At 71.8% G+C, this 16,187-nt stretch carries 19 protein-coding genes; 6 read left to right on the forward strand and 13 right to left on the reverse strand.

Annotated features, from left to right (window positions below):
- Positions 1 to 3: 3 nt before the first annotated feature.
- Positions 4 to 2,364, reverse strand: a complete 2,361-nt coding sequence (locus tag ACN27J_RS15335; RefSeq protein ID WP_421366947.1) for a diguanylate cyclase — start codon at positions 2,362 to 2,364, stop codon at positions 4 to 6.
- Between the two features lie 84 nt (positions 2,365 to 2,448).
- On the opposite strand from ACN27J_RS15335, the gene ACN27J_RS15340 reads away from it, so the two are divergent.
- Entirely contained in the window at positions 2,449 to 3,135 is a 687-nt protein-coding gene (locus tag ACN27J_RS15340; RefSeq protein WP_421366949.1) for a 5-formyltetrahydrofolate cyclo-ligase, read from the forward strand.
- A gap of 100 nt (positions 3,136 to 3,235) precedes the next feature.
- The gene (locus ACN27J_RS15345; protein WP_421366951.1) at positions 3,236 to 3,622 is read left to right on the forward strand and encodes an FmdB family zinc ribbon protein; all 387 of its coding nucleotides are present in this window, start codon (positions 3,236 to 3,238) and stop codon (positions 3,620 to 3,622) included.
- 29 nt (positions 3,623 to 3,651) lie between these two features.
- Here ACN27J_RS15345 and ACN27J_RS15350 read toward each other — a convergent pair whose 3' ends face one another.
- Complete coding sequence (locus ACN27J_RS15350) at positions 3,652 to 3,834, reverse strand: hypothetical protein (RefSeq protein WP_278171565.1); 183 nt, start codon at positions 3,832 to 3,834, stop codon at positions 3,652 to 3,654.
- A gap of 118 nt (positions 3,835 to 3,952) precedes the next feature.
- Between ACN27J_RS15350 and ACN27J_RS15355 the strand changes: the two genes are divergently transcribed.
- From ACN27J_RS15355 to ACN27J_RS15365, 3 genes are all read left to right on the forward strand, one after another.
- Positions 3,953 to 4,273, forward strand: a complete 321-nt coding sequence (locus tag ACN27J_RS15355; protein WP_421366953.1) for a translation initiation factor 2 — start codon at positions 3,953 to 3,955, stop codon at positions 4,271 to 4,273.
- A gap of 142 nt (positions 4,274 to 4,415) precedes the next feature.
- Complete coding sequence (locus ACN27J_RS15360) at positions 4,416 to 4,835, forward strand: Fur family transcriptional regulator (protein WP_421366956.1); 420 nt, start codon at positions 4,416 to 4,418, stop codon at positions 4,833 to 4,835.
- Positions 4,832 to 5,749 (forward strand): oxygenase MpaB family protein, encoded by a 918-nt coding sequence (locus ACN27J_RS15365; RefSeq protein ID WP_421366957.1) that lies wholly within the window; start codon positions 4,832 to 4,834, stop codon positions 5,747 to 5,749. Before ACN27J_RS15360 ends, ACN27J_RS15365 begins: the two co-directional genes overlap by 4 nt.
- On the opposite strand, the gene ACN27J_RS15370 is transcribed toward ACN27J_RS15365, so the two are convergent.
- The 9 genes from ACN27J_RS15370 to ACN27J_RS15410 all read right to left on the reverse strand — a co-directional run bounded on the left by ACN27J_RS15370 (position 5,712) and on the right by ACN27J_RS15410 (position 13,058).
- Positions 5,712 to 6,566 carry a RecB family exonuclease gene (locus ACN27J_RS15370; RefSeq protein ID WP_421372254.1) on the reverse strand — a complete coding sequence of 285 codons (855 nt, stop codon included), beginning with the start codon at positions 6,564 to 6,566 and terminating at the stop codon, positions 5,712 to 5,714. The genes ACN27J_RS15365 and ACN27J_RS15370 overlap by 38 nt on opposite strands.
- Positions 6,567 to 6,699: 133 nt before the next feature.
- Positions 6,700 to 7,314 (reverse strand): MarC family protein, encoded by a 615-nt coding sequence (locus ACN27J_RS15375; RefSeq protein ID WP_278171569.1) that lies wholly within the window; start codon positions 7,312 to 7,314, stop codon positions 6,700 to 6,702.
- Positions 7,315 to 7,385: 71 nt separating this feature from the next.
- The gene (locus ACN27J_RS15380) at positions 7,386 to 8,243 is read right to left on the reverse strand and encodes a PHP domain-containing protein (protein WP_421366959.1); all 858 of its coding nucleotides are present in this window, start codon (positions 8,241 to 8,243) and stop codon (positions 7,386 to 7,388) included.
- Positions 8,240 to 9,526 (reverse strand): hypothetical protein, encoded by a 1,287-nt coding sequence (locus ACN27J_RS15385; protein WP_421366962.1) that lies wholly within the window; start codon positions 9,524 to 9,526, stop codon positions 8,240 to 8,242. The genes ACN27J_RS15380 and ACN27J_RS15385 overlap by 4 nt, the downstream gene beginning before the upstream one ends.
- Positions 9,527 to 9,644: 118 nt before the next feature.
- On the reverse strand, positions 9,645 to 10,283 hold the full coding sequence (locus tag ACN27J_RS15390; protein ID WP_421366963.1) for a SigE family RNA polymerase sigma factor: 639 nt from the start codon (positions 10,281 to 10,283) through the stop codon (positions 9,645 to 9,647).
- Positions 10,284 to 10,386: 103 nt separating this feature from the next.
- Positions 10,387 to 11,271, reverse strand: a complete 885-nt coding sequence (locus tag ACN27J_RS15395; RefSeq protein WP_282232331.1) for a PH domain-containing protein — start codon at positions 11,269 to 11,271, stop codon at positions 10,387 to 10,389.
- Between the two features lie 6 nt (positions 11,272 to 11,277).
- Entirely contained in the window at positions 11,278 to 11,436 is a 159-nt protein-coding gene (locus tag ACN27J_RS15400) for a hypothetical protein (protein WP_199757972.1), read from the reverse strand.
- A 106-nt stretch (positions 11,437 to 11,542) separates the two neighbouring features.
- Positions 11,543 to 12,256: a DUF6758 family protein gene (locus ACN27J_RS15405; protein ID WP_421372256.1), complete on the reverse strand. Its 714-nt coding sequence runs from the start codon at positions 12,254 to 12,256 to the stop codon at positions 11,543 to 11,545.
- A 142-nt stretch (positions 12,257 to 12,398) separates the two neighbouring features.
- Positions 12,399 to 13,058 (reverse strand): TrmH family RNA methyltransferase, encoded by a 660-nt coding sequence (locus tag ACN27J_RS15410; RefSeq protein WP_278174638.1) that lies wholly within the window; start codon positions 13,056 to 13,058, stop codon positions 12,399 to 12,401.
- A 576-nt stretch (positions 13,059 to 13,634) separates the two neighbouring features.
- On the opposite strand from ACN27J_RS15410, the gene trxA reads away from it, so the two are divergent.
- On the forward strand, positions 13,635 to 13,997 hold the full coding sequence (gene trxA / locus ACN27J_RS15415; RefSeq protein WP_278171577.1) for a thioredoxin: 363 nt from the start codon (positions 13,635 to 13,637) through the stop codon (positions 13,995 to 13,997).
- 20 nt (positions 13,998 to 14,017) lie between these two features.
- On the opposite strand, the gene ACN27J_RS15420 is transcribed toward trxA, so the two are convergent.
- Both ACN27J_RS15420 and ACN27J_RS15425 read right to left on the reverse strand, forming a co-directional pair.
- Positions 14,018 to 14,776, reverse strand: coding sequence for a sugar phosphate isomerase/epimerase family protein (locus ACN27J_RS15420; RefSeq protein ID WP_421372259.1), 759 nt, complete (start codon positions 14,774 to 14,776; stop codon positions 14,018 to 14,020).
- A 91-nt stretch (positions 14,777 to 14,867) separates the two neighbouring features.
- A complete protein-coding gene (locus ACN27J_RS15425; RefSeq protein ID WP_421366968.1) occupies positions 14,868 to 16,040 on the reverse strand; it encodes a Gfo/Idh/MocA family protein in 1,173 nt (390 codons plus the stop codon).
- Positions 16,041 to 16,187 lie beyond the last annotated feature (147 nt).

Here is a 16,187-nt window from a genome sequence, read left to right on the forward strand (position 1 = left end):
AGACTATCGGCCACGGGTCTGTCGCGGCGGGTGTGGCCCGAAAGACGCGCCGCCACCGCGCGACGGTCCGCCCTCCGGGGTGGCCGCGCCGCCGCCCGCCGGTACCCGGGTCGACCGGGCCGGCGCCCGGTCAGCGACGTGGAAAGTGTCCCGGCCAGCCGCTTTCGCGGCGTACAGCGCGTCGTCGGCGGCGTCGAGAACCTCCTCGCCGTCGCCGGCGTGGTCCGGGTAGACGGCAATGCCGATCGATACCGTTACCGACACGGTGGCGTGTGCGCGCCGACCGCCCCCAGCGTACGGCTCGACCCGGATCGGGCGGTCGCGGATCGCGGCACAGAGCCGCTCCGCGACGGTGGCCGCGCCACGGACGTCGGTCTCCGGCAACAGCACCACGAACTCCTCGCCGCCCTGCCGGAAGGCCAGGTCCACCTCACGGATCTCGGCGCGGATCCGGCGGGCGAACTCGACCAGGACGCTGTCCCCGGCCGCGTGCCCGTACGTGTCGTTGATGTCCTTGAACCGGTCCAGGTCGAGCACCAGTACGGCGAGCATCCGACCGAACCGGTTGGCCCGTTCGATCTCCCGGTGGATCGACTCCCGCAGGTGCCGGTAGTTCCACAGCCCGGTCAGCGGGTCGGTCACCGACAGCCGCTCGGCCTCCTTGTGCATCCGTACGTTGTTGACCGCCACCGCCGCATGCCCGGCGAAGGTCCGCAGCGTCATCAGATCGGCGTCGTCGAACTCGTCGCCGCCGAGCCGGTCGTAGACGGCCAGCACCCCGAACGCGGCGGGCGCGCCCGGACCATGCCGGCCGGGGGCGCGCTGCCCACCCGCCCCGGGCACCCCCACGCCGAGCTCATCGGTCCAGTTCGGCACCGAGAAGGGCACCGCGACATAGGTCCGGCAGGCCGGCTCGTACGCCGACAGGGCAGGACCGTCGCGTTCGATCCGTCCCCGTTTCGGCTGACCACTGACGGCCACTGTGCCGAGCAGTCCACTGCCGAGCGGCACGTGCAGCGTCCCGTCCGGGCTCACCTGGCTGGCGGCCGCGGCCGGTCCCGCCAGCTGATCGGCCGCCGGGCCGGTGCCGGCCGGGGTCGTCCGGTTGGACGACTGGCCGACCAGTACCCCGGCCGCCGGGTCGAGCACCAGTACGGCGCCGTCCCGCGCCCCGGTCGCGGCCAGCGCGGTCTGCAGAATCACCCGCAGGATGCGCTGCAGATCGTGGGTGCTCGACAGGGTGTCGCCCAGGATCGTCAGCTGGCCGCGCAGCTGGTCCCGGCTCGCGGTCAGGGCCTGCACGTACGCCTGCGCCTCGCGGGTCATCCGGTTGAAAATGGTGGCGAGCTCGCTCACCTCGTCCGAGCCGCGTACCGGGACCCGGGCGGCCAGGTCACCGTCGACCACCCGGCTCGCGGCGTCGGCGAGCTCGGCCAGTGGCTGCGTGGTGGACCGGGCCAGCCACCAGGCTGCGACCACCGCGAGCAGTCCTGCCAGGACGACCGTCGCCACCAGCACCGCGTACAGACCGGACAGCTGGTCCCGGGGGGTGGACAGCACCATCGGCAACAGCTGGCCGTCGTCCGGGCCGAGCCGGCGCACCTGCCGGCCGCCGTCGGTCCAGCTGGTCCCGCCGTCGGCGAGCCGGCCGGCGGTGGCCACCACGTTGCCCCGCACCTCGGACGGCTCGGTGCTGTGCACCACCGTGGCCCGGTCGGTGCCGGCGAGCAGGGTGATGCCCACCCCGGTCGACGCGGCGAGCCGGGCGACGAGGTCGGCGTCCAGCAGCTTGACCGCTGACACCTGACCGACCAGGGCACCGTTCTCGTCCCGGACCTCGGCGAAGGCCGCGAGGGTCGGCATCGCCCCGCTGCCGCCGGTGCCGTCCGGCGCGGGTACCGTCGCCGACCCGGTGCCGTCCGGTGACCCGGTGCCGGTGTCCGCCGATGGCACCTGCCCCGACTGTCCACTACCGGTGCTGCCACTTCCACCGTTGTCGTCCCGCCCGCTCGCACAGTCGACCCAGGGCGCCGACGGCGGGTCGGCGGTGGCCACGATCGACGCACCGTCCGGGCCGATCACCTGGACTGCGGAGGCGAGGCCGCGGGCCACCGCCTGGTCTGCGGCAACGGCCAGTCGGGCCGGATCGGGCAGCAGCAGAGCCACCGCGCCCGCGGCAGCCTCCAGCTGGCTGCACAGCGCGTTGACCGAAGTGCCGACGCTGGCGGTGGCCAGGTCGAGGCGTTCGGTGGAACGGCTCTGCCCGACCGCCGCGACGGTCGCGCCGACGAAGAACGCCCCGAGCAGGACCGGTCCGAGCACGACCGTGAGGAAAGCGGTGGTCAACCGGCCGCGCAGGGTCACGCTTCCCCCAGAGGATTCTGCACCTGATGGTGCGATGCTGACACAAGCCAGATATTCCGCAGCGGTTGCCACCAGGAGTGTTGAGTGTCGGATTTTCCCGATGGAGCGAACGCCTGTCCATCGATCAAGGACAGACTCCGTGCTGACATTCTCGCCCAGCGGCGCAAGCTGACGTCCGATCAGCTCACCCTGGCCGGTCGCCGGGTCAGGGCCACCGTACGTCAGCTGATCGATCTGGTCCGGCCGGCGCAGGTCGCCGGGTACCTGCCGATCGGCAGCGAACCTGGTGGTCCAGGGCTCGCCGGCCTGCTCGCCGAGGCGGTCGGCGGACCAGACCGGGTGCTGCTGCCGGTCCTGCTGCCCGACCGGGACCTCGACTGGGCCCGGTTCGACGGGCCGGATCCGACCGGTACGTCGGGCCAGGACGGCACATCCGGCCAGGCCGGCGCGTCCGGCCGGACAGGCACCTCCGACCGGACAGGCACCGTTGGACTGCGGCAACCGGCCGGTCCCCGGCTGGGCCGCGCGGCGGTGGCCGACGTCGAGCTCGTCGTGGTGCCGGCCCTCGCCGTCGACCACCGTGGCGTACGGCTGGGTCGTGGTGGCGGCTCCTACGACCGGGCGCTCGCCCGGGTGCCCGGTGGCGTACCGGTGGTCGCCCTGCTGCACGACGGCGAGTTGCTGCCGCAGGTCCCGGCCGAGCCGCACGACCGACCGGTGTCAGCGGTGATCACACCGTCGGAGGTGCGCTGGTTCACTCCCGCACGGTGAGCTCTGCCGCTTCCCGCTGGACGTAGTGGGGTCCGATGGCGGATCATTGGCACTCGAATGGGTTGAGTGCCAGATGGCCTAGCCAGTGTCGGAGGAGACCGTGCCTACGTACCAGTACGCCTGCACCGCGTGCGGACACCAGCTCGAGGCGGTGCAGTCGTTCACCGACGAACCACTGCGCGACTGCCCGTCGTGCACCGGGCGACTTCGCAAGGTGTTCAACTCGGTGGGCATCGTCTTCAAGGGCTCCGGCTTCTACCGGACCGACTCGCGCAGCGGCCAGGGCGGCGGCTCGACCAACGGTTCCTCGGCGCCGTCGTCGGACAAGCCCGCGGAGAAGAAGGACGCCGCGGCGTCCTCCGGCGGCAAGACCGACAGCGGCAGCAAGTCCGACAGCGGTGGCAGCTCGTCGAACAGTTCCGGCGGTACCTCGACGTCCGGCGGCTCGGCCAAGGCACCTGCCGCAGCGGGGTCGACGAACAGCTGACCCGGACCGACGGCGGGCAGACCGACTCGTCAGCTCCAGTGCGGTGGACGCTCGGCCAACAGCCAGGCGTCGTCCGAGCTGGTGGTCCGCTCGCCCCAGCCCAGGTCGGTGTCGTCGCTGGTCTGCTCGGGCAGCAGCGGCGCGTCGTCGTCGCTCAGGTCGACGAGACGATCGTCGTCACCACGGCCGTCCGGCACGGTGAGGCCGGTCACCGCTCATCCGTTGTTCGCACCCCACCAGGTTACCGCCCCGGCCGGTGAGCCGTCGGAGCCCGGCACCGCGCTGGCCGAGCCGTCGGAGCGGGCCGGTGAATTGATAGCGTCGTCTGTCGTGACCACAGATGACGGCGCGGGCGACGACGCGTACTGGCGGCGCCCGGACCCGGACGCCCCCGGCGGTGGACCGGGCAGGTCGGCCGGTGCCGGGCCAGTCGGCTACAGCGGGCCACCGGTCGGCAGTCCACCGCCGCCCGGCTGGCGTCCGCCGGTGGTGGTCAATCCGGCTCCGCCCGGCACGCTGCCGCCGCAGGACCTGGCGGCGCTCGACGGTGCGGAGCGCAACGCCCGTACGGTCACCTACGGCGTCGGCATGATCGCTGCCGCTGTCATGATCATCCTGACTTGTCTGCTCTGCTCCCGGCTGGTGTTCTGACCGTCTGCTCCCGGCTGGTGTTCCGACCGGCGGACCTGGCACAGGCGCACCGCGCGGCAACCACCCGAACCCGCTGTGGCCACCGCCACGATGCCCATGGTTCTATCTTGTACCGCGCCCACCTGCGTGTTTCGATGGACAGATGCCGGCCGAGGAGGAGTTGCGCAGCCGGGGTCTGCGGGTCACCCGGCCACGGCTCGCCGTCCTCGACGTGCTCGCCCAAGGCGGGCATCTCGGCGTGGAGGACATCGCCCGCCAGGTGCGCAGCCGCATCGACTCGGTCTCCACCCAGGCGGTCTACGACGTGCTGAACGTCTTCGCCGAAGCCGGTCTGGCCCGGCGAATCGAGCCGGCCGGTGGCGCGGCCCGCTACGAGCGACGCACTGGGGACAACCACCATCACGTGGTCTGCCGCGAGTGCGGCGTGGTCGGGGACGTCGACTGCGCGGTCGGCGCCGCGCCATGCCTGGAGCCGACCGCCGACCACGGATTCGTGATCGACGAGGCGGAAGTCACCTTCTGGGGGTTGTGTCCCGACTGTCAGGCGGGGGCGGCCCGGTGACTGCCGACGACGACCTCGGGCTGTTCGGGCCCGGATCGGTCACCTGGCGGGTGCACGACGAGCCGATTCTCGTCGTCGCCGGGCTACGCAGCCTGTACCTGCAGGCGCTGCACCCGAGGGCGATCGCCGGGGTGGTGCAGAACTCGAGCTACCGAAGTGACCCGTTCGGCCGGCTGGTGCGCACGTCCACCTATGTCGCGACCACGGTCTGGGGCACCACCGCCGAGGCGGACGCCGCCGCCGCCCGGATCCGCCGGCTGCACGCCCGGCTGCGGGCCACCGACCCGTCCACCGGCACCGAGTTCCGCGTCGACGAACCCGACCTGCTGCGCTGGGTCCACGTCGCCGAGGTCGAGTCGTTCCTGGACACCGCCACCCGCGCCGGCCTGCGGCTGACCCCGGCCGAGGTGGACCGCTACTACGCCGAGCAACGGCGCAGCGCGGCACTGGTCGGTCTCGACCCGGACAGCGTCCCCGGCAGCGCGGCCGATGTCGACGCGTACTACCGAGCGGTCCGACCGGACCTGCGGATGACCCGCGAGGCGGCCGACACCGCGCTGTTCCTCACCGCCCCGCCGGTACCCGGTCAGCTCAGTCTGCCGTGGCGGCTCGGGTTGGGTTTCGGCCCGCCCCGGCTGGCGTACCTGGGTGTAGCGGCCACCGCGATCGGCCTGCTGCCGGCCTGGGCCCGGCGCATGTACGGCGGCCTTGGCCTGCCGACCACCGACCTCTGCGCGGCGGTCGCCGCCCGGGGCCTGCGGTTGGCGTTGCGGACGGTGCCGCGCAACCTGGTGGAGGGACCGATCCGCGCCGCCGCACGCGACCGGGCAGAACGGGCCGCCGCACGCGACCGGGCAGAACGGGCCGCCGCCCCGGTCACTCCTGCGGCGTACGCGGCTGCGGTGGCGCCGTGAGCAGCCGCTCGACGGCGGCCCACTGCTGCTGTTCCGGGTAGCCGTCGCTGGCCGGGCACACCCGCCGGTAGTCGCACCAGCCGCAGAGCGTGCCCGGCGACGCCGGAAACGCCTCGTCCGGGTCTGCGCCGTCGGCGACGGCCCGCTCCGCACCGGTGATGTCCCGGGCCGTCGCCTCCGCCCGGGTGACCTGCCGGTCCAGCGACTCGCTGCTGTGTTCGAAGGAGCTCACCGTACCGGTCGGCAGATGGTGCAGCTCCACCCGCCGGCAGGGCCGGCGGAAGACCCGCTGCGCGGCGTACGCGTAGAGCGCGAGCGCCTGCGAGCCACGCGCGTCGTCGGACGTCAGCCCCGCCCGTCCGGTCTTGTAGTCGACGATCACCGCCTCCGGACCGTCCGGGCCGGTCCGGGCGTCGATCCGGTCGGCCCGACCGTTGAAGGCCAGCACCGACGTCTTCGCCGCCACCACCCGTTCGACGCCGAGTGGCTCGACGGTCGGGTCGAGCTGGTCCAGGTACGCCTCCAGCCACTGCAGAGCCTGCCGGTACGCGGCGCGTTCCTGCTCCTCGTCGCGGTAGCCGTCGCGCACCCAGGTGGTCTTGAGCAGGGCCGCTGCCGCCTCCGGCCGACGCTGCTCCACCGGGCGGGCGAACCAGGCCCGCAACGCCGTGTGCACGCTGGCGCCGAGCGAGTTGTGCGCCCACGGCGGGCCCTTGGGCGGTGCCGGCCGGTCGACGTAGCTGTAGCGGTAACGACGGGGGCAGTCCGCGTACGCGGCCAGCTTGCTCGGCGTACAGACGAAGAGCCGCTCGGGCATGCCGTCGAAACCGAGCTGCTCGGCCTGGGCGGGACGGGCGCCCTTGGCCGGACGGGCGGCGCCGGAGGGCCGCCGGCCCGACGGGGAGGAAGGTCGGGACACGTCCCCGATCCTGCCACGGGCCCGCCGACGGTCAGCCGGCGGCCACATAGGAACGGACGAACGCGGCGACGGCGTCGGCGATCAGCTGGACGGCGATCGCGGCGAGCAGCAGGCCGGCGATCCGGGTCAGCACCTCGATGCCGCCCGGCCGGAGCACCTTGACGATGCCGCCGGAGAACCGCAACGTCAGCCAGACCACCACCATCACCGCGACGATGCCGAGCGCGATCGCCAGATAGTCGGCGGCGGTCTCGGCACGCTGCACGAACAGCATGGTCGCCACGATCGCGCCCGGACCAGCCAGCAGTGGGGTGCCCAGCGGGACCAACGCGATGTTGGACGTCGACTGCTGGCCCGGGTCGTCGGCCTTGCCGGTGAGCAGTTCCAGCGCCACCAGGATGAGCAGCAGCCCGCCGGCGGCCTGCAGCGCCGGCAACTCGATGTGCAGGTAGGCGAGCAGCGTCTGCCCGGCGACCGCGAAGACCACGATCACGCCGAGGGCCAGCGCCACCGCTTGCCAGGCGGCCCGACGGCGTTCCCGGACCGGCAACGCTCCGGTGAGTGCGAGGAAGATCGGCACCATGCCGGGCGGATCGGTGATCACCAGCAGGGTCACGAAGACCTCGCCGAACAGCTTGAAGTCCACCAGGTCAACCTAGTGACCGACGGATCGCCGGTCCGGACCGGTCCGGACCGGGTGTCCTGGTCAGGGTCAGATCAGATCGGTGGTACGCCGTGTGCCGCCGCGACCAGCCGTTCGTACGCTGCCGGGGCGGTGGTGTACTCGCCCAGCCGGACCGTCTTGTGGCTGCCGTGGTAGTCGGAGGAACCAGTCGCGACCAGCCCGAGCTCATCGGCGAGCCGGCGTACGTGTGCCCGCTGGTCCGGCCGGTGATCGGCGTGGTCGGCCTCCAGGCCGGTCAGCCCGGCCGCAGCCAGGTCGGCGATCATGCTGTCCGGCACGGTCCGTCCTCGCTTGGTCGCGGCCGGGTGGGCGAAGACCGTGACCCCGCCTGCCTCGTGGACCAGCCGGACGGCGGTGAAGACGTCGAGGTCGTCCTTGGGCAGCCGGTAACGCTGGCCGAGCCATTCCGGCCGGAACGCCTCGTCGGTGTCGGCGACCAGGCCGGCCCGGATCAGGGCCTGGGCGATGTGCGGCCGGCCGACGGAGCCGCCAGCGGCGTAGCCGAGCACCGCGTCCCAGCTGATGTCGAAGCCGTCGGCGCGCAGCTGATCGACGATGCGCTCGCCGCGTACCGTCCGGGCTGCCCGGATCCGGTCCAGCTCGGCGGTCAACGGGGCGTAGGTCGGATCGAACAGGTAGCCGAGCAGGTGCAGCGGGATGGACGGCTCGGTCCCGTACCACCGGCAGGAGATCTCGGCGCCGCGGATCAGGGTGAGCCCGGCCGGGCGGGCCGCAGCCGCCGGTGCCCAGCCGGCGGTGGTGTCGTGGTCGGTGAGCGCCAGCACCGCGAGACCTGCGGCGGCGGCCTGCCGGACCAGGTCCGCCGGGTCGACCGTGCCGTCGCTGGCGGTGGAATGGGTGTGCAGGTCGATCCGGCTGTCGACGGTCATCTGCGGTCCGGGGCACCGGCGACCAGCACCGGTTCTGCGTCGATGGCGGCCGAGGTCGGTACGGCGATGTGCTCCACCGCACCACCCTGGCCGGCGCTGATCCGGTCCACGTTGATCTGGACCAGTTGGTCGGCGCCGGCAGCGTGCACCACGCTGTCATGATCCACCCAGACGGTGCTGCCGGCAAGCCGCTGCCCGGCTTCCCGCACCGCGCCGATCTGGTCGTCGAAGACCTGGTTCAGGTCCACGAGCAGGGCCAGCTCGGGCTCGCTGGCCACCCGCGCGTCCGCGACCCCGTTGGCCACCAGCCACCTGCCGTCCGCGGAGACCGCTCCCCGGCCGTCGCCGGTCAACGGCACCGTGCAGGCGGTCTTCACCACGGTGAGGTCCTGTTCGACGTCCAGCAGGGCCAGGCAGGGACCGCCGGACGCGTCGTGCACCTGGGCGACGACGGTCTGCCCGTCCGGCAACACGCCGTACACGACGCTGGCGGTCTCACTCCAGCTGGTCCGGGACTCACCCTGGCCGGGCCGCCAGACGCCGTAGCCGCGGCGCCGCTCGCCGCCTGCGTCGCGTTCCAGCAGTACGGCGTCGCCGGCGAAGCCGACCGGCCGGCTCTGCTCCGGTGCTCGACCGCGTCTGGTGCCGGCCAGCTCGCCGTGCACTACTGAAGCCACCGCCAGCTCGGCGCCGTGCAGCCAGGCGATCCGGGTCCCGACCGGATCGACCGCGACCGCGTCGACACCGGTCAGCACCACTTGCGGGGTGGTGTCGGGCGCCACGAACCACACTCCGGCCGCACCGGCGGCCGATGTCTCGGTAACGACGAGCCAACCGTCGGTCAACCGGCTGGCCTGGGCGACGCCACCGACCTGAGCGAGGTCCATCCGTTGGCCGTCAACGGTGTGCAGTTCACCGGCCACCACGAGGTCGACCGGGGGTGCCTGGGTGGCGGCCAGCGGTTGACTGCGCAGGTCCTCACTGAACGGCAGCGGGGCAGCCGGAGCGGCCGGGGTGCTCGCTGCGACGTCCCCGCCGGTCACCATCAGCGGTTCAGCAAGGGCCGGCGGTTCCGAGCTGTCAACGAGCAGCAGATGGCCACCGGCGACGCTGGCAGTGGCGAACAGGCAGAGACAGAACGCCGCAGCAGCTCCGTTGCGGGCCCGACGAGTCCGGCGGGCCCGGCGCATCGCACGGTCGGCGAGATCGGCGACCGTAGGCGGGTCGACGGCCTGGTCGCTCAGACACTGCCGCAGCGCTCGCTCAAGGTCGTCGGTCGCCACGACAGATGGACGCCGCCGTGTCGGTGGAAGGTTGTCGCCTGGCGGCCCGGAGAAACCGTCGCCGCGCGGCCTGAAGCAACCGTCGCTGGGCGGCCTGGAGAAGGAAGTCACCGGTTCGCTACACCACTACTCTGGTGGATCGCACCGGTGCCGCCTGGGTCGGTGCCGGCAGCGGACGTGCGGTGGTCGGCACCGCCACGGCGGGCCGGGCCGAGCGGGATGCGGCGACGGCCGGGGCGACTGTGGCCGGAACAAGCTGTGGCTCCTCGGCGGCGAGCCGTTTGCGCAGCGTGCCGAGCGCCCGGGAGGTCTGACTCTTCACCGTGCCCGGCGAGATGTTCAACAGAGCCGCGGTCTGGGCCTCGGAGAGGTCTTCGTAGTAGCGCAGCACCAGCACCGCACGTTGTCGGGCGGGCAACGCCTTGACATGGCGCCAGAGCACGTCCCGGTCCAGCTGCTGTTGGATGAGATCCGGGCCGGCCCGTTCCGGCAACGTCTCCGTAGGACGTTCACCGTGCCAGCGCCGACGCCACCAGCTGGTCGCGGTGTTGACCAGCACCCGTCGGGCGTACGGCTCCACTGCCTCGATCTGGCCGAGCCGTTTCCAGGCCAGGTACGTCTTGGTCAGCGCGGTCTGCAGCAGGTCCTCTGCGGTGGCCCAGTCACCGGCGAGCAGATAGGCGGTACGCAGCAGCGCCCCGGACCGGGATGCGACGAACTCGCGGAAGTCCTCCTCCACGGAGTTGCTGGGCGTCATCGGCTACCTCCCCCGTCACCGGACACGGTACGCCGGACGGGACACCGTCGGGGTCGGACCGACCGGTGGTGGGGCCGGGCGGAAGGACACAACCGCGACGCCGTCACGCTCCGTCTTCCGCTTTGGCGGCGGCTTCGTCCTTGCTCAACCGTGCCTCGACAGCCTGCGGTTCGTACATCTCCTCGACCACCCGGAGGTAGAGCTCGTTCGGGTTCGGCAGGTGCTTGACCTCGCGCAGCGCCTGCTCCTGGCCGGCCGATTCGAGAATGAACGTGCCGTAGTTGAGGAAGCGGCCGAGCGGTGACTGCTCGTACTTCATGTCGGTCACCCGCAGCAGCGGCATCATCGCCACGTTACGGGTGACGATGCCGTTGACCACCATCACCCGCTTGTTGGTCAGGATGAAGCGGTCGAACCACCAGTCCGCGATCTTCCAGCCGACCCAGCCGAGCACACCGAGCCAGAGCAGCACCGCCACCGTGGTCAGGCCGCCGACGTCCTGACCGGCGAGGAAGCCGGAGAGGTAGCCGAGGACGAAGGTCGCGACCACCCCGATCAGCAGTGGGGTGGACAGGTGGATCCAGTGCCGTTTCCACTCGCCCCGGTAGCGTTCGGTGGGGAAGAGATACCGCGCGACCAGCGAGGTGGGCTCGTCCTCGAGGGGCAGCACCCGGCGTGGCTGCACCGGCATACCGGAAGCGTCGACCTGGAGGCCGGCGAGCTCGTCGGCGGAGATGTCCGGCGGCGAGTAGCTGATGATCGGCTCGTCGGGCACCTGGCGGGTGCCGCCGCCGGACCGGCCGCCGTAGCCGGCGCTGCTGGCGTACGCGGGGCCATCCGAGTACGCCGGACCGTCCCCGTAGGACGGCCCCGCACCGAAGTGGGGGCCGTCCTCCGGACGGATCTGCGGAATCGGCTCGGTGTCGCGTTGACGGCGCCGGCGTGCGGCCTCGTCGTCAGCGTCGGGGGGCTCGGAGGGGTTGCCCATGGACGACTAGGCCACGAGGCTGGTGAAGAAGTCGCCGAACCCCTGCGCAATGTCGACGATGCCGCCGCCCACCGACTTGAACACGTCGGCCGCCGAGTCGGGCCGGAACGCGACGAAGAAAATCAGGAACGCGATTCCGCCCCAGGTGAGGACCTTCTTGACCATTGCGGGCCATCCCCCTCCGTGTGGCGCGCCGCGACGCTCGTCCCGGCGTTACTAGAATATCAGCCCATCGTCCCGCGGTGGTGTAGTTGATCGTGGGAAAAGGTGTTCACGCTTTCCCGTGCAGGTACGGCGACGGCGCACCGTACACGATCCCGGTCGGCACCTCCTCGGACAGGTCGTGCAGGACGATCTCCTCGGCCAGCAGGTAGCCGGCGTTCGCCGGCCAGGCCACTGCGTACAGCCACAGGCCGCGCGCCTCGCCGACGTAGGCACAGCGGTCCGGCTCGGCCGGGATCGACCACAAGGGAGTCGGATGTCCGCCAGCCCGCAACTTGGCGTGCGGACCGCCGCCGTCCGGACCGCCGCCGCCCGGACCGCCAGCGGGGGTCTGCTGGTCACCGAGCACCCCGGTCAGTAGCTGCCCGGGATCCGGGCCGGGCAGTCCGGCGAACCTGGTGCCCAGACCCACCCCGGGCTCCTCGGCCACCAGCACCAGATCGGCCGGCCCGCCGGAAACCGGAGCGGGGCCACTGAACGCGGTGACCGTCGCCCGGACCGCCTCCCGGTCGTCGCCGACCCAGCCGACACCGGTCAACGTCCAGCCCGGCAGCAGCGGCCAGATCGCCCACAGTGGCACCGGCGCGGCCCGGCCCGGCCCGGCGGTGGCCAGCAGCCGGTGCGCCACACTCGCGACGATCTCAGCCCCGATGTGCTCGGCGACGTGCAGCGGGGGCACCGGCCCGCAATCGTCACAGCGGGACTCGGTGTGCATCAGGTCGGGCGGCCGCACCGGGCCTCCGCAACGAGGACAGCTCACCATCACACCCACGCCACCCACGTTGCTCGCCGTGCCGCTCCCCCGTCAAGCGAACCGGCTTTTTCGGTCGTTCTTTCCCTCTGTCGCGGGTCGGCACGCCCCACCTGGCCAGGACGTTCGCCACTACCGGCCGGTCCACGCCGCCTCAGCCCGGTCGACGCGGCCACCGCCCGGTCGCCGCCGGTGTCTCGGCGGGGTCCGGCGGCGGCCCGGCGTGCGCCTGGATCCACGCGTGCATCGCGATGCCGCTCGCCACTCCGGCGTTGATCGACCGGGTGGAACCGTACTGGGCGATCGAGAACAGCAGCTCACAGCCGGCCCGGGCGTCGTCGGACAGACCGGGGCCCTCCTGTCCGAACAGCAGGACACAGCGGCGCGGCAACCGTACCGTCTCGATCGGCCGGGAACCGGCCAGGTTGTCGATCCCGACGACCGGCAGTTGGAGCCGACCTGCCCAGGCCAGCAGGCCGGCGATATCGGCGTGGTGGCGGACGTGCTGGTACCGGTCGGTGACCATGGCACCCCGGCGGTTCCACCGACGCCGCCCGACGATGTGCACCTCGGCGGCGAGAAAGGCGTTCGCGTTGCGGACCACCGTGCCGATGTTCAGGTCGTGCTGCCAGTTCTCGATCGCCACGTGAAACGAGTGCCGGCGCTGGTCGAGGTCGGCGACGATCGACTCGCGGCGCCAGTACCGGTAACGGTCGACGACGTTGCGGCGGTCCCCGGCGGCGAGCAGTTCGGGGTCGTATCGCGGGTCCGAGGGCCAGTCACCGGGCCACGGGCCGACGCCGATCTGCGCCACGTCGGTCCGGACGTCGGCACTCACTCCGTCGCCGACCGGCGGACCCGACCGCGCTGCGCTCTGCCACTGTTCCACGCTCTGCAGAGCCTACGGACCGGTCGCCGGTGCCAGGATGCGGGACATCACGGCCCAGGGGCGCCGTCGGGCTGCCGGCCGCGCATCCGCGCGCCTACTGGACGGGCTCGTTTCCGGGCCTGGACGCAATGAACGGCGGGGCCCTCCCCGGCACCCGCCGTCCACGCTCTGATGCCTAGAGATTCTGCCGGACCCACCCCGGCTCGGGAAGGGTAGGAGCGGAGACGGAAGTCACAGTTATCGTTTTGTTACATTACGCTACGTAGTTGAATTGGAGATCCAACCGATCCACCAGCGGCGGCGTTTATCCTAGTCACCCCGCTACTTTTCGACGAAACCGCGCACCACCTGCGAAAACGACTGGAAACGCTCCCATCACGATGAGTGACCGCTAGCTGGCGCGTTTCGCGAGGTATCGATCGGGAATGCTGTAGCACGCAGAGCGGTTTCCCACGGTAGACCGGGGAATCACGGCCCCACATCTGGCGATCGGAGACATCGATGGCAACCGCTGAGCTAACCGCCGAGAACTTCGACGAGGTAACCTCCGGCGACGGCATCGTCCTGGTGGATTTCTGGGCGAGTTGGTGCGGACCCTGCGTACGGTTCGCTCCCGTCTACGAGCGCTCATCCGACAAGCACACCGACATCACCTTCGGCAAGGTGGACACCGAGGCACAGCAGGCGCTCGCCGCCAAGTTCGACATCCGGTCGATCCCGACGATCATGGCCATCCGCGACGGCGTCGTCGTCTTCGCGCAGCCCGGCGCGCTCCCGGAGTCCGCATTGGAGTCGCTGATCGAGCAGGTCAGGGCGCTCGACATGGACGACGTTCGCAAGCAGCTGGCATCGCACAACCACTGACCGGGCACGGCCAGGGCGGGCTACCGGTCGCCGACCGCTGACCGGTAGCCCGCGACCGTGGCCGCCAGCACCTGGGCTCCCGGTCGCTGCCACACCAGCTCGTGGAACACCTCGACCTCGACCGGCCCGGTGTAGCCGGCCGCGTCCACCGCCGTGGCGAACCTGCCGAGGTCGATGCAGCCGGAGCCCGGCAGACCGCGTCCCAGCAGGACCCCCGCCGGCAGCGGAGTGATCCAGTCGGCGAGTTGGAAGCAGGCGATCCGACCGGCCCGGCCGGCCCGCTCGATCTGCGCCCACACCTGGTCGTCCCACCACACGTGGTAGGTGTCGACCACCACGCCGACCGCCTCCGCCGGGTACGGCTCAGCGAGATCCAGCGCCTGGCCGAGCGTCGACACCACGCACCGGTCGGCGCAGAACATCGGATGCAACGGCTCGATCGCCAGGGTCACCCCGGCCTGCAACGCGTACGGAACCAGCCGGCCCACCGCGTCACCGACCCGGGCCCGGGCACCGTCCAGATCTCGGTCGTCCTGGCCGCCCGAGACCAGCACCAGGACCGGGGCACCGAGTTCGGCGGCCTCGTCGATGGCGCGCCGGTTGTCGTCGTACCAGTCGTCCGCGCTGAAGAAGCCGCCCCGGCACAGCGAGGTGACCGGCAGACCGGCACCTCGGCACAGTTCGGCGGTCCGGCGCAGTCCGTACGCGGCGGTCTCCTCGCGCCACAGGCCGACCCCGCGGACCCCGGCGGCGACGCAGCCGGCGACCAGCTCCGGCATCGGCCAGCGTCGGGTGGTCGCCGCGTTGAGCGCGAACCGGGGCGGCGCCGGCCCGACACCGGCCGCCGGTACCTCGATCCCGGCGAACGGGTCACTCACCGGTCAGCTCCGGCACCTCGATCCGCCGGCCCTCACGCGCCGACCGCAGGCCCAGCTCGGCGAGCTGCACCCCGCGCGCGCCGGCCCACAGGTCCCAGCCGTACGGGGCGTCCTCGACGACATGCCGCAGGAAAAGCTCCCACTGCGCCTTGAACCCGTTGTCGAACTCCTCGTTGTCGGGCACCGTCTGCCACTGCGCACGGAACTCCTCGGTGACCGGCAGGTCCGGGTTCCACACTGGTTTCGGCGTGGTCGAGCGGTGCTGGACCCGGCAGTTGCGCAGCCCGGCGACCGCGCTGCCCTCGGTGCCGTCCACCTGGAACTCCACCAGTTCGTCGCGGTACACCCGGACCGCCCAGGACGAGTTGATCTGGGCGATGATCCGGCCGCCGTCGGGCCCCGGCCGGTCGATCTCGAAGATGCCGTACGCGGCGTCGTCCGCCGTGGCGTCGTACGGCTCGCCTGACTCGTCCCAGCGGCGGTCGACGTGGGTGGCCACCTGCGCGGTCACCGAGGTCACCCGGCCGAAGATCTGCTCCAGCACGTAGTGCCAGTGCGGGAACATGTCCACGGTGATCCCGCCGCCGTCCGCCGCCCGGTAGTTCCACGACGGCCGCTGCGCGGACTGCCAGTCCCCCTCGAACACCCAGTACCCGAATTCACCGCGTACCGACAGGATTCGGCCGAAAAAGCCGCCCTTGACCAGCCGATCGAGCTTGCGCAGGCCGGGCAGGAACAGCTTGTCCTGCACGACGCCGTGCTTGATCCCGGCCGCGTCGGCCAGCCGGGCCAGGTCGACCGCACCAGCCAGATCATCGGCGGTGGGCTTCTCGGTGTAGATGTGCTTGCCGGCCTCGATCGCCAGCCGCAGCGCCTTCTCCCGCTGCGCGGTGACCTGCGCGTCGAAGTAGATCTGCAGGTCGGGGCGGGCCAGCGCGGCGGCGAGATCGGTGGTCCACTCGGTGAGGCCGTGCCGGTCGGCGAGTTCGCGCAGCTTGTTCTCGTTCCGCCCGACCAGTACTGGTTCCGGCCACAGCCGGGTGCCGTCGGCCAGCGACAGTCCACCCTGGTCCCGGATGGCGAGCAGGGACCGGACCAGGTGCTGCCGGTATCCCATCCGACCGGTGACGCCGTTGAGGATGATCCCGATGGTGGTGCGGGCCATGCCTCGCCTCCTTCGAAGTGGTGGTGGCGGGAATCTGTCCTAGCAATCTGTGCTAGCGATCTGTGCTGGCGAGAAGTTGTGCTGGCGGGAGCGCGGTGGGTGTCTGGCGCAGGTCAGCGAGGTAGTGCGGACCGAGCGAGGTAAGCG

It is taken from the genome of Solwaraspora sp. WMMB762, assembly GCF_049179115.1.
Lineage (GTDB): Bacteria > Actinomycetota > Actinomycetes > Mycobacteriales > Micromonosporaceae > Micromonospora_E.

Bases quoted from the DNA above. Each gene is read 5' to 3' on its own strand.
- ACN27J_RS15360 (WP_421366956.1), top strand. From the start codon at position 4,416: ATGCCGGCCGAGGAGGAGTTGCGCAGCCGGGGTCTGCGGGTCACCCGG.
- ACN27J_RS15370 (WP_421372254.1), bottom strand. From the start codon at position 6,566: ATGCCCGAGCGGCTCTTCGTCTGTACGCCGAGCAAGCTGGCCGCGTAC.
- ACN27J_RS15380 (WP_421366959.1), bottom strand. From the start codon at position 8,243: ATGACCGTCGACAGCCGGATCGACCTGCACACCCATTCCACCGCCAGC.
- ACN27J_RS15390 (WP_421366963.1), bottom strand. From the start codon at position 10,283: ATGACGCCCAGCAACTCCGTGGAGGAGGACTTCCGCGAGTTCGTCGCA.
- ACN27J_RS15395 (WP_282232331.1), bottom strand. From the start codon at position 11,271: ATGGGCAACCCCTCCGAGCCCCCCGACGCTGACGACGAGGCCGCACGC.
- ACN27J_RS15400 (WP_199757972.1), bottom strand. From the start codon at position 11,436: ATGGTCAAGAAGGTCCTCACCTGGGGCGGAATCGCGTTCCTGATTTTC.
- ACN27J_RS15405 (WP_421372256.1), bottom strand. From the start codon at position 12,256: ATGGTGAGCTGTCCTCGTTGCGGAGGCCCGGTGCGGCCGCCCGACCTG.
- trxA (WP_278171577.1), top strand. From the start codon at position 13,635: ATGGCAACCGCTGAGCTAACCGCCGAGAACTTCGACGAGGTAACCTCC.
- ACN27J_RS15420 (WP_421372259.1), bottom strand. From the start codon at position 14,776: ATGCCGGAGCTGGTCGCCGGCTGCGTCGCCGCCGGGGTCCGCGGGGTC.
- ACN27J_RS15425 (WP_421366968.1), bottom strand. From the start codon at position 16,040: ATGGCCCGCACCACCATCGGGATCATCCTCAACGGCGTCACCGGTCGG.